The 13,333-nt window shown below is 71.6% G+C and carries 3 protein-coding genes; 1 reads left to right on the top strand and 2 read right to left on the bottom strand.

Features of this window, described 5'->3' with window-relative positions; all coding sequences use genetic code 11:
• Positions 1–279: 279 nt before the first annotated feature.
• Entirely contained in the window at positions 280–834 is a 555-nt protein-coding gene (locus OG514_RS30570) for an HNH endonuclease signature motif containing protein (protein ID WP_323181640.1), read from the top strand.
• A 277-nt stretch (positions 835–1,111) separates the two neighbouring features.
• Here OG514_RS30570 and OG514_RS30565 read toward each other — a convergent pair whose 3' ends face one another.
• Together OG514_RS30565 and OG514_RS30560 are read right to left on the bottom strand one after the other, a co-directional pair.
• Positions 1,112–1,852 carry a G1 family glutamic endopeptidase gene (locus OG514_RS30565; RefSeq protein ID WP_266900221.1) on the bottom strand — a complete coding sequence of 247 codons (741 nt, stop codon included), beginning with the start codon at positions 1,850–1,852 and terminating at the stop codon, positions 1,112–1,114.
• A 67-nt stretch (positions 1,853–1,919) separates the two neighbouring features.
• The gene (locus OG514_RS30560; protein WP_266900219.1) at positions 1,920–13,331 is read right to left on the bottom strand and encodes a LysM domain-containing protein; all 11,412 of its coding nucleotides are present in this window, start codon (positions 13,329–13,331) and stop codon (positions 1,920–1,922) included.
• Between the last annotated feature and the right edge of the window lie 2 nt (positions 13,332–13,333).

Below are 13,333 nucleotides of genomic sequence, written 5' to 3'. Positions count from 1 at the left end.
GCAGGGTCCCCCTCCTAGTCATATGAATAGGCACCGCCCGCATGGGGCCAACCTCAAAGACAGGCAGACGGCTTCCTTTGATTTCACCCAAGCCGAGGGGGATCGTGCGCATCTGAGCGATAGTTGCACGGCGAGCGTCAACACTCGCATGAGTTGCGATACAGGCCGCACGAGCCCCCCCCCGGGCCTGCTGAAATCCACGTGGATCCACCCTACACTCCGGGGCGACCAATTCAAGATCCATAAAGCTGACCTGTCGTGCGATCAGGGGCATACGGGATGACTTCTGATCTTTGGCGTCGCTTGATGGGCCCTCGACTACGGAATCCCGAACTCGTGCAACTCCGAGCTGTCCTTGTCGAAGCAGGGCACCGCTGCGCCATCCCGACTTGTCGTCGCAGTCCGGTGCAGATTACCCATATCGAGCCATGGGCGAAGGTTCGGATGCACGAGTTTCATAACTTGGTACCCCTGTGCGGCTACTGCCATGACCTTGAGAAGGCAGGTCAGATCGACAGGAAATCGCTCAGGCAGTACAAGTCGAACCTCGGGCTCTTGAACTCTCGCTATGGGGACTACGAGCAACGGGTGTTGACGGTGTTCGGCGTCGATCAGGGCGACATCGACACCTTCACTGATGGACCGTACTTCGTCCTGCCTCGAGGGCGTGAGCTGGATCTCTGGTGCCTCATTCACGACCGGATGATCGAGGCGGTAGTGAAGCACGGCGATGACTGCGGCAGAGGGATTGTTGCTGGTGACGTGACCTTTCGATTTACGGCGGATGGCCGCGATCTGGTCAGAGGGCTGCGGGACGCGCACCCGATCGACTGACGAGCTCGTGCACGGTAAGCCGTGAGACGCCGAGCCGCCCAGCCCGAGGCCTCGTCGGCGGCGGGGTCCTGAACGGGAAGGCGGGACGGTGAGACGTACCGGCGGTGATCCCGCCACGGGCCACGAGCGCTTGGGGAGGCCACTGATTCCCGAGCTCGGACGGTCTCCCGGGGACGGTGGTCTCGGCAGGCAGCACATCCAGGAGCTCTCGCGAAGACAGGAGGTTGCGCCCGACATCGTGCCGTCAGGCGACGGTGGCCGGCTCCCCGATCCGTGTTCAGGGGTTCTCCCAAGTCACGTCGAAGGCGGTCCCGCCACCGGTCAGGCGCGACGGGGTGGCCAGGCGGATGCCGTCCCGCTCCATGTCGTACACCTTGAGGTCACCCCTCGCGGCGTAACTCCCGATGCTCTGCCCGTCGACCATGCAGCTGGTGAGCGAAAGCGCGCCGAAGTCGGCCAACGGCGAGTATCCGCTTGGCCCGTTCGGAGCCTCGACGATCACCTCGGCGCTCATCCGATCGGGCTTCGGCCCGTCTGGGTGCTGCGCGTAAGTGAGCTCCATCCATCCCGCTGTGAAGTTCTGGAGGAGGAGCTCGAACGTGTCCTGACCGAGGAACGTGACCTGGGCCCAGAGTTCGTCACCGGCCCTCACCGGGTCGTTGTAGAAGACCACGTCCGCCGGCACCATCTCGTACCAGTTAGCGTGACGAGCCTTACCGTCCTGGCACGATGCAAGGGTGCCGGTCTGCTCGAGCGTCGGACTGGTCTCGATGCCGCCCAGGCCGACCCAGATGGCCACAGCCGAGTGCACGGGGCCGGTGCACGCCACGCTCGGATGAACCCACGCGGCGCGCACCTGCCTGAAAGGGCCACCGCGGTAGACGACGTAACCGGCCCAGTTCCGGCTCGGGACCAGGGGCTCGGGCTGGGAGTGGACGGCGAGCGCGGGTGTCTCACTGACGAGGGCCGGTGCCACGGCATCCGAGGTGACAGGTGCGAAGCGGCGTCGTTCGGACATACGTGCCCCTGCTGGGTGTCGGGCGGCGTCGACACTGTCACCGACTCGGCGGCAGCGAGAATCCTCTTCATGCAAGCCGCTCGGTGGCGGGTCGGCAACCGGTGGTGACAAGAGCGGACGACAGGTGCCTGAGCTGCAGCACGGGGCGTCGCAGTGACGCGTCGACGGACGAGTGGAGACTCACCCGGAAGGCCCAGGCACCGCCCTTGGTCTCGGGTTGCTCGCGCTCGGTCCACTCGTCGAGCACCCGAGTGAGCGCGGGCACCGTCTCGTCGTCGTACGCTCCCACCGTCGACTGGACGACCGGCAGCAGCGCCGACACCGGCGGGTCTCCGGCGACCAGGGTGTACGCGTACCGCGCGCCGATCGCGATCGTCCGACCGGCCGGGTCGCCGTCGAAGACGGCGTCGAAGACCGCCGTGAGCGGATTGCGGTCGGGCAGGTCCCAGGGGCCGACGGCGACGGCGCCGGTGATGTCGATGAACGGCACGACCGGCTCGGGGTAGCCGACCTCCGGCGTCCGGTACACGAAGGCGGACGCGGTGTCCGGCCAGTCCTCGCCGAGCAGCCGCGCGTTGCGGGTCACTCGCGCGGTGGCCGACGCGTTCTGATGGGTGGCGACGTGCACGGGCGGGAAGGTCAACTCGAACGTCAGCAACGTGAACGCCTCGACCGTCCGGAGCGGGAAGACGTAGCACCAGCAGTGCTCGGTGCCGGTGCACCCGCAGTCGCCGGTTTCGTCGGGTACGAGCTGGTGGCGCTCACCGGCGGCCGTGACGACGTCCACCCGTTCCGGTCGGCCCACCGTACCGGCCCCCGACACCGCCGTACCGTCCAGTCGCAAGGTCGTGTACCAGCCGTCCTGGGAGTCGAGGCCGAACTCGTAGCGGTAGACGTCCGGAACCGGCCCACCGGCGGGCGCGGCGTCGGGCGACGGCGAAGGGGCGGGATCGCTCCCCCACCACAGGGCCCAGGCGTCCGCGACGGCGACGGCGAGCGTCCGGTACGTGCCCAGGGCGTTGGCCAGGGCGGTGCGCCGGTCGGCATCGGCGCGCCCCCAGTCGGGCAGTCCGGCGAGCAGCCCGAGGAGGGGCGCGGACACCGCGGTGTACCGCGCCAGGGCCGTGAACAGGTCGTCGGCCGGTGCGGCGGTGGGCTCGGGGGCCTGCTGGTTGTACGTGACGTGCAGTTCGACGGTGTCCTGCCCGGCCGACTGGTGCTGCACCGCGCACCGGTACCGCCAGCGCAGGGCCTCGTCGAGCCGCGAGACGGCGTGCGGGACCACGGCGTGGTGGTCGAGCAGGATCGGCATCGGCGGGTAGGCGCGCAGCGGGATCGGCACGCGCGGAGCACCGAGGCCGAAGTCGACGGCCGTCGGCGAACCCGAGGCGAGCGGAGTGAGGAAGGTGAGCCAGTCGGACCGTTCGTACTCCTCGGTTTCCGGTCTGATGCAGAACTCGAGCTCGACACCGCCGAAGCCGAGCGTGAGGTCGAGCGCGGCGTGCGCGGCCACGTCGGGCACGGTGAGCAGGAAGCTGACCTGTGCGTCGCCGTCGGTGAGCGGCACCTTGCCGTTCGACAGGGTCGCGGTCCGCAGGTGCGCGGGCACGTCGCCGTAGTCGACGACCGGAGTGCCGGACAGCCGTGCGTACGGGCCGGGCCACGGGGACGACACGGCGGTGTCGTACTGCAGGACGGCCGAGGTCGCGTATCCGCGGGTCAGCGAGACGAGCAACTCCTGCCGCAGCCGCTCGACGGCCGCCGCCCGCGCGGGGTCGGCGCCGTCGGGCGCCTGCCCGGCCAGGACGTGGTCCAGGCCCTCCGCGACGGCCCCGGCCAGCGTCTTCTTGACGTCGATGACGGCGTCGAGCTCGTTCCGGCCCAGCGCGTACGCACCTTGGAGGTAGCCGGCCGAGAGCAGCAGCTCGACGTCGGTGAGGAAGGACCGGGCCCACACCTCCAGGTCGATGCCCTGGTAGTCGCGGGTCCGGTCACCCGTCAGCAGACCGGTCAGGGCGTCGAAACCGGGCGTGGCCACCTGCCGCCGTGCCGTGAGCACCGTGCTCAGCGGCCGCAGTGCGAAGGTGCGCGGTTGCCGGGTGCCGGCGATCTCGCAGGGGGGCTCGATGCTGACGCTCTCGATGCCGTCGGTGTCGAAGACGACCGCCCAGACGTCGGTGTCGGAGGTCCGGCCCGGCGCCGTCGCCAACCGCAGGACCGGCACCGCGTGCTGGACCTGCTCGGCGAACGGCGCGAGGGTGAGCGCGCCGTCCTGGGCCGCGTCGGTGCTCCGGCCGGCGGCGACGGTGGTCCGGCCGCGGGTCGCCGTCGCTGCGAGTGCCGGGTCGACGAGCGCGGGGTCGCGGGACAGTTCCAGCGCCACGGTGACCGGGAAGACGGGGTCGGGGAACGACCACCGCACGCCGCCGTCCGCCGTCGGTTCCCCCAGGCCGCCGGTGAGCGGTGCGGCGGCCGGCGGGACGACCACGCGCGCTCCGGCCCGCAGGAACCCGGTGTCGGCGTTGGCCGCCACGACGGCCTCGATGCCGGTCACCACGCCGTGCCGGCGGAACCGCTCGACCACGGCGGTGAGGGTGTCGGACGCGACGGTCGTCTCGGTGGGCACTGTGGCGTCCGGGCCGGACTGGCGTGCGCGCAGCACCTGCCCGGACAGCAGCAGGTCGGGCGTGCTGGCGTTCGCGGCGAGCAGAGCGACGGGGGTGACACCGAACGGCCGGGCGGCCTCCCGCGGTGTCACACCGGGCTCCGCGGACTGCCCGGGGAGTACGCCGGGCGGGCAGAGCAGCAGCGCACCGGTCGCGAGCACGTCGGTCCGGTCGGCGATGACGGCGGTGAGCGCGGCGAGGTCGACCGGCGGGCCGAACAGTGCGCGGAGCTCGGTGAACGAGACGGATGCGGTCGTCGTCACCGACACGTCGTCGACGGTGACGGTGACACCGGACGCGATGGTCCCCGGCATCCCGGCGTTGGTCACGACCAGGTCGGCGCCGGGGAAGTGCTCGGCGATGCCGGCGAGCGAGTCGCCCCCGCGCACGGTGTACGGCACCCGGAGGACGTCGGGATCCGGAGGCCACGCCCACATACCGGGAACGACCGGAGGCGAGTCGGTCGAGAGGACGGTCGAGCCGTTGTGCCGCAGCAGCGCGCCCGGGGTGGTGCCGTGGACCGCGGCGAAGTACCCGAGGGGGTCATCCGTCGGCACCGGTGTCGCGATCGTGGTGAGGAACACCGGGGTGCCCGGGGCGAAGAGGTCGGCAGTGGTGGTGTTCAGCGGCGCCAGCTGCTCGGGCGTCCAGCCGCCCCGATTGTGCTCCAGGGTGTCACCGCTCTCGACAAGGCAGCCGGTGACGACGAGGGAGGCGCCCGGACGGAACATGCCGGGCCGGTCCAGGTTCAACGACACCACCTGGACCGCGTCGAACGGGACCCCCGCCTCCTGGAAGGCCGCCGCGACGTCCGCGAGGGTCTCGTCGCCGGCCGACGGGTCCGCGACCCGGACCTCGACACCGTTGCACTCGAAGACGAACCCGGGGGCGAGCAGCTCCGCGCGGTCCTGGTTGGCCGTCACGAGCGACCGGAGGGAACAGTGCAGCGCCGCTGCCAGCTCGCGGGCCGGCGGGGAGCCGGGAGGCACCGCCGTCTCGCGCGCCGGGGTGGTGAGCTCGACGGCCGGGTTCAGCGGCAGCACGGTGTTGTCCTCGTCGAGCAGCACCTCCTCCGGGTCGAGCGAAGGGTCGGCGGCCCGGCAGAGCGCGGCGACCGTGTCGCCGTTACGGAACGCGGCGCTCACCGGGACGGCGAGTTCGTCGGTGTCGAGCATGGCGCCGATCGCCGTGTCGGAGTTCGCGCCGCCCAGTTCGTCGAACCCGACCCCGTACGTGGTGCAGACGGCGTCGAGGGTGGCGGCGCCGGTGGCCGGTGCGGAGCCGATCGCCGCGAGCGAGCCGAGCAGCGCGTGGGCGCCGAGCACGTAACGGCGCAGCACGTTCACATCGACGGCGAGCGGGGTGGGGTCCGCGCCGGGCTCCTGTTGCAGCGAGGTGAGCAGCGCGGCCCCGACATCGGGTCGGCCGACCTGGTAATACACCGGCACCAGGCGGTGACGGTCCCGCTCGGCCGCTGCGGCGGCCGACGCGCCGGCCTCGGCCGCTCCCGGCTGGTAGGCGACGGTCTGGAAGTCGACGGTGACGGTCAGGTCCGCCAGGTCTCCGGCCGGCTCCACGGCGTAGCGCAGGGTGGTCGACGGCCAGGCGCCGACGCCGATGACCGGGTCGGTGTACCGGACGGGCACGGCGGTCTGCTCCGGGGTGTCCGACCGGTTGCCGAACACGTCCTGGAACCAGACCGAGACCTGGGCCCGCGCGCCCGCGGCGATGCCGGCGTAGGGGTCGGCGTCGGGGGGCGGGGCGGTGGGGACGGCCTCGGTGCGTTCCAGGGCGAAGCGGTTGATGTCGACGATCCGGGTGAGGTCCCAGATCTGCTCGGCGGCCTCGTCCGGTACCAGGAGGCCGAGTTCGTCCGCCGCGTCGGCCGGCTTCGGTGACACCGGCCGGCCCTCGACGCTGCCGCGGAAGCCCGTCGTCGCGTCCAGCTGGAATCCGAGCAGCCCGTACAGGCGGCGAAGGCGGCCCTGGGGGGTGTCGTCGGCCAGCGGGTTGGCGAACCGCGCGCTGAAACCGACCTGACCGGGGTCGACCGAGGCGACCGGCCGTAGCTCGGGCGGGTCGACGGCGCGTGCGGCGAGCGCGGTCGAGGCCGGGTCGACGCCGTCGCCGATCACGGCGACGTTGGTGAACGCGTGCAGGTGCCGGTCGGGCTCCGTACCGCACTGGGACGGGAGCTGGACCAGCAGCGACAGCCGGGCGAGTCCGTCCTGGTCGAAGATCTGATCGGACACCTCGCCGCAGTACTGCATCCAGTAGCCGTCCCCGCCCACCACGCTGCACTCCCACAGCAGCGTGAGGAATCGTTCGCAGTCGGCGATGGCCGCGAAGTGCTGCCCCGCTGTGACGTCCTGGGGCCCGGGGCCGCTGCGCGTCCCGGTGGACAGGTTGCTCCGGACGAGGAACGTACGGTCGACGTCGAGGGCCGTCGAGGTCAGGCCCGGGGTGAGGCCTGGTGACGGCGGCAGTTTCCAGAGCAGGGTGAGCAGCGGGCTCTCGCCGGGTGGCGACGGCGGGTAGTCGGTGGTCGCGGATGTTCCGGGGACGGTCCGCAGGTACTCCAGGATCTGCGCGATCCGCTGCCGGTCGGTGGAGTCCGCGCCCAGTACCTCGACCGTCCTCGGGAGGCCCGGGATGCGGCGCACGGCGAAGGAGACCAGCGTCGCCCACGCGTAGCAGCCGAGCTCGCTGTAGCGGGCGTCCGCGCCGGTCTGCGGTGTCGTCTGCTCCAGCAGGAACTCCGAGGTGCTGCGGTCCGATCCGGCCCGCTCGATCAGTTCGCCAGGCAGCGGCCACAGCGAGGGCGGGCCCGAGGGGACGGTGGGCAGCCGGACGTCCGTGGTCGTCTGCCACGGGACGACCTGGGTGACGGGGTGGCGCGCGCCGACGTCGTGCGCCGGCGACAGGGCCGCGAGCGAGCTCTGGACGACCGGCGTCAGGCCGGTGGCGGGGTAGTTGTCCCGCAGGTCGGCGGCGGTGATCGCGACGACCGCGTCGTCGGCGTCGTCGGCGTCGTCGGCGTCGTCGGCGTCGGCGGCGTCGGCGGCGTCGGCGGCGTCGGCGGCTGTGAGCCGGATCGCACCGTCGCGCACCTCCGCCTCGGCGAAGGTCAGCCAGTCGGCGGGCAGTGCCTTGCCGACGGTGATGGTCACGACCGGGTCGTCGGCTCCGGCCGGAGTCGGCGGTGGTCCGGTGACCTGCTGGCCGATCAGCTCGTAGACGCCGGTCATCGGGCCGGTCGCGTGGTACACGCCGTCGACCGGGACCGGCGCGGGCAGGCGCAGTCCGCCCAGCATGAAGCGCGCGACCTGGCCGCTCACGGTCGCGATCGCCGGGCCCTCGTGCAGCGCGGCGACAAGTCCGGCCAGTGCCGTCGCGGGCACGTCGGGCACGACCAGTCCGGGCCCGGTGGCCAGCACTCCCGCGTCGTCGGCGATCCTCCCGGCGAGGTCCTCGATCCCGAGCCCGTACTTCTGGGCGAGCGTCAGCAGGGTGAGTCCGGAGGCCGTCGTGCCCAGCGCGCCCGGCACCTCGACGGTGATCAGCGGGACGAGCGCGTCCGCTGCGGCGGCGTAGGCGTCGAACCGCTGCACGGAAAGCAGGAGCCGGTCCTGGAGCGAGCGGAGCGTGTCGTTCGGCAGGACCACGGCCGCGGCGTCGGCCGGAAGACGGACGCCCTCCGGGTCCAGCTGCTCGTTCGCCTCACGCACCGCTTCGAGCCAGTCGGCGAAGGGCGTGCCGGGGACGACGTTCTGGACCAGCGCCGTGTACGCGGCGACGTCGAGGACGGTGTCGCCCGGCAGGGTGGTCCAGGTGACGGTGGTGGCGCTCTGGTAGCCGTCGGGCACCAGGAGGGTGGCGGGCAGCGGGTACCCCGGGTTGTCGTTGAGCCGGTCGATCGCCTGCTGGTACCAGTCGGCGAACGGCACCTCGATCGGCTGCGCCAGCGCGAGCCGGACGTAGAAGACCGCCGCCGTGTCGTCGACGGACAGCCCCGGGTGCGTGAACCCGGGCAGCGGCACGGTCGCGCCGGCGCGCAGCAGCGGGGTGGTGTCGCGCAGGTGGTCCAGGAGGGCCGACCGGTCGGTCCGGTAGTCGTCGGCCAGCCGACCGAGCGACTGGCCGGCGCCGAGCTGCACCGGCAGCGTGCCCAGGGTGACCGGGGTGTCGTCGGCGACGGGCCAGTCGGGGTTGGCGACGGCGATCGACTGGGGCGTGACGCCGAGCGAGACCGTGAGGGTGTCGCCGGCCCGGGCGGCGGTCAGCAGGTCCGGCAGGCCGGGGTTCAGCGCCAGCAGCTCGGCCGCCGAGAGGCCGAGGGAGGAGGCTAGGTGGTCCACGGTGTCCCGGGGGACGACCTCGTACGGTGTGGTGGTCGTCCCGAAGCCTTCCGCGACGGACCGGAGCGAATCCGAGTCCGTCACCTCGTGGGGGTACGCGGTCAGCAGGTTCACGGCGGCCTGCGCGGTGGCGCGTGCGACCATCCGCAGGTAGTCGCGCAGGACGAACGTCGCCATGGACTCGCTGGGCTCGTCCGTCGCGGCGTGGGATGAGGGGCGGCAGACCGGAGGGGCCTGGTCCAGTTCGGCGAAGTACGCGATCGCCTCGGCTTCGTACGTCGCGTCGATCTGCCGGTAGGTCGCGAAGTCGCGGTCCCGGTCCGCCGGGTCCGGCAGGCCGGTCGAGGTCCACTTCAGTACCGGGAGCATCGGGAACGGGGTCCCGGAGACGTCGTCGAGCGTGTCGTCGTCGCCGGTCGGGGTGCCGCTGACCACGAGGTGGAGGTTGTTGGTCAGGAAGCCCTGGATGTTGTCCCAGGTGAAGCCCGCGGTCTCGGCCTCGTCCAGGGCCAGCTGTTCGACCAGTTGCAGCAGTTCGCCGGCCGTGACGGTCGGCGAGGTGACGCCGAGCGCGTCGAGGGACCAGCGCAGCAGGCCTTCGGCCAGCCGGTTGAACGACGTGTCGGCGGGTTCGCCGGCGTGCGGGTTGCGCGACACGTCGGGCCGCTCGGTCCGGGCGATGGTGACGGCGTCGACCGGGACGGCGTTGTCGGCGAGCAGCATGACGACCAGGCGGTGGTCGGGCTCGTCATTCCGTGGCGGCGTCCGACCGCTCCAGTCGACGGGCACGTTCGCGATCGTGTAGGCGGGGATCAGTGTGAGGTGCACCGTCCGTGCCCGGCCGTCGGGGAAGACGTGCGCGCCCGGGTCGAAGTGCAGCCGGTACGAGGGCTGTTCCGCTTGCGCGGCCGCCGTGCGTGCGCGCGGGGCCGTGAGGCCGCGGCGGGCGGCGCCGGGGGCGATCCGCCACGGCGGCGTGCTGTCGGTGCCGATCGTGAACGAGGTCTCCAGCGTCAGCGAGAACGAGAACGACACCTTGACGAACAGGATCTTCACGCTGGCGTTGGCTCGCACCGAGAGGTTCAGTGACACGACGGTCGCCCGGTACGCGGCCAGCTCGACGGTCGCCATCGCGGAGATCTGCAGGTCGAGGTCGATACGGACGACCTTGAAGTCGACGATCGCGTTCAGTCGCCCGACGATGCCCACCGTGCCCCGGCAGGCGTAGTAGAGCTCGGTGTTCCGACCCTCCTCGTCGGGGTGGAACCAGGCCAGTGCGCCCTCGAAGATCACCACGAGGTTGACGAGCATCTCGGCCTTGAGCGGGCCGCGTTGGAAGGTGCGTCCGACACCGATGGACAGACCGACGCCGAGTTCGAGGACCGGGCTGAACGTCCCGTCGGTGATGCGCGGAACCCGGGTGGAGGTCGCGCCGTTCAGGACGCCGAAGTAGAGGCCGCCCCGCCCGTTGAAGATACCTGCCTCGATCGCGAACGAGTCGGTGAAGTCGCGGCCCTTCGGGAACCCGAGGTCGACCCGGAAGTTGCCGTTGGTGAAGATGTCGACGGTGATCACGCCGAGCGTCACGGCCACCGCTCCGAACTGCAGCTTCCGGTAGGCGTCGGGGATCTGGAGACGGGCGTGGAACACCCCGATGTCGTCGGTGACCTTCTTGTAGAGCAGCTCGACGTTGAGCCCGGCGAGCGAGCCCGCCCGCGGCCCGCCCAGCGCCAGCAGGACACCGTAGAGGTCGGGGTCGTGCATCACCAGCTTGACCGCGACCGTGCCCATGAACGTCGCGTCGACGCCGAACAGCCATTGGCCGGCCGCGTCGAACACCATCGTCGCCGGGTCGATCGGCGGCCGCCCGAGGGCGGGATCGACCGGGCGCATCGCCGCGACCATCGCGTCGACGACGTCGGAGATGCTCGTGTACCGGGTGAGGCCCTTCACCGAGACGTGCTGCCCCACGCCGAGGTAGCGCAGGGAGAACAACTTCTGTCCCAGGCCGGCGGGTTGAGGCGGCGCCTGGGTGACCGGGTCCCAGGCGAGCGGTTTGCCGGTGCTGTCCCCGAGCATCTGGGCGTCGAGCACGATGTTCACCGCCGGGCTGCCGGCCGAACGGTCGTAACTCAGTCCCACGGCACGGATCTTGACGAATCCGAGGTCCAGCTTCAGGTCGTGTCTGACGGTGACCGTCAGGCCGGTCGGGTCGACGGTCAGCTCGAGACCGGTGAGGTCGATGCCGCCGAGGAAGTCCCACGGGGGGTCGAGCCGGAAGGTCGCGTTCGGGTTGACCAGCGCGACGAGGGAGGTGATCAGCTCACCGAGGGTGCCGGTGAGACGGACGGTGAGGACCTGGTGCCGGTCGGCGCCCTGGCCGGTCCAGGACGTCGCCGCGCTCAGGGAGACGTCGCGGTAGGCGATCCGGAAGGTGTAGTCCTTGCCGGCGTCGGTGACCGAGACCGACGCACCGACCTCGAAGCTGTTGATCACGAAGCTGCCGGACAGGCTGCCGGTCAGCACCGTCAAGGGCTCCACCTGCGTGGTGTCGCGCAGCGCGACCGCCAGGTGTTCCTCGGCGGGCGTGCTGCGCAGCGCCCGTTCGATGGTCGCGGTGAGCGTCAACTGGACTTTCACCCCCAGGAGCTCCTCGCCGACCCGGAGCCGCAGGGTGCCGGCGGCGGAGTACGGGTTCCCGGGAGCCGTGCTGAACCGGACCCTCAGGTCGGCGAGTTCGATGGCGCTCTTGTTCACCCAGGCCGGCGGCGGTTCACCCGTCAGGCCGTAGACCAGCCGTGGCAGGTCCAGCGAACCGGCCATGATCGCCGCGAACTCCCATGCGCCTGTGCCCGGGTACTGTGCCTGCGCGAGCAGCTCGATCGGGGCGGAGCCCGGAACCGCGATCTCGCCCTTGCCGATCAGCAGACCGGAGACGCTGCTCTGCGAGACCTGTGCCTGCATCTGCAGCCCGGTCAGCGCGAGGGTGACGAGCCCGGCCCGGATGGACCACGAGCCGCTCACGGTCAGACCGGCCGCGAGTTCCTTCTGCAGCAGGGAGGCGTCGATGTTCAACGACTCACAGGTCAGACCGGTGCCGACGGGCGGGGCGGCGCCCCCGAAGAACGCCCGGAACGCCTCCGAGATCGGAAGGGCGAACGGCGCCTGGGTGAAAGCCGAGAATCCGAGGCCGGGCAGGGACAGCCGGACCGTCACGAGGACGTCGTCGGCGCCGGAACGCGGCAGCGGTCCCCGTTCGGCGCGGTGGGCGACCGGTGCGTGGGAGCCGAGGGAGGACGCGGTCTTCCGACCGAACCGCATGGTCCCGAAGACCGTCCCGGTGACCAGCGTGGAGCCGTCCTGGCCGGAACTGAACATCCAGCGGGTGCCGACCTGGTCGAGGGTCAGGTAGGGCACCGGTGGATCCCAGGGCTCGCTCGACACGATCCCGACCTCGACGTACGACACCGCCGGCCCGCCGAGAGCGACCGGAACGATGCCGAATCCGAGGTCCTGGAGGCGGAAGCGGTCGATCGCCGCGATGCCGTTCGGCAGGGTGAAGTCGCCCGCCGTTCCACCGGTCATCGCGCTCAGCGCCCGGCCCGCGCCCGCGAGGCCGAGCGGGGGATCCAGTGCGACGGCCATCGGCCATACGGAGTCCCCGGTCAGCAGGGGCCCGCTGATGGTGACCGTCTCCTGGGGTTCGGTCGGCAGTGTCGCCTCGGCGAACAGCAGGACGGCCGAACGGCGTGCGCCCGCCTCGGGCAGCGCGTACGGGTCCGGGTGGTCGGTGGTCAGCAGGAGACCGACCTCCGAGACCTCCAGCTCCGCGAGTTTCAGACGCACGCCCGGCGCGACGGCGCGGAGCTCGATGACCGGGGGCGCGTCCGCCGGAAACGCGAGGGGCCCGTCGACAAGGAGGCGGTCGCCGAGGAAGTCCGCGTACGGGGCGAGGATGTCGCTGCCGGCCTCCGTGCGACTGCCGAGCATCAGCAGGGTGCCGGACAGCCGGGGCGGTGTGCCGGCCGGCTCGTTGCCGGCCGTGACGGTGGGCTGGTCGAGGACGAGCGGGCCGACGACACTGGGCCCGACGACGAGCCCGTCGCGTCCGCCCTCGTCCTGGCGCCTGCTGTCCGGCAGTGTGCCGAACGCCTGCTGGAACGTCCACGACGCGGTCGGCGCCGTACTGCCGAGCTCCAGCACCAGCGTCGCCCGGTCGGTGCCGGCCTGCGGAGTGCCGGTGAGCCGCATCGTCCACGGGGTGCGGAGGTAGGTCGTGGCCCCGGTGAGCAGCGCGCTCTGCGGCCCGAGGGACGCGGTGCCGTCGCGGACCGCGAGGCTGTCGACGCCGAGCGAGTGCAGCAGGTCGGCGAGCCCGGGGGGCGGCGCGGCGCTCCTGAGCGCTCCGTCCGACACGGCGGCCTGGAACGCGCGATGGATCTCCTCGACGGACACGG

The organism is Streptomyces sp. NBC_00572, assembly GCF_026341815.1.
Lineage (GTDB): Bacteria > Actinomycetota > Actinomycetes > Streptomycetales > Streptomycetaceae > Streptomyces.
Note: the sequence above shows the minus strand (reverse complement) of the source record. Positions and strands in the feature narration are given on the sequence as shown.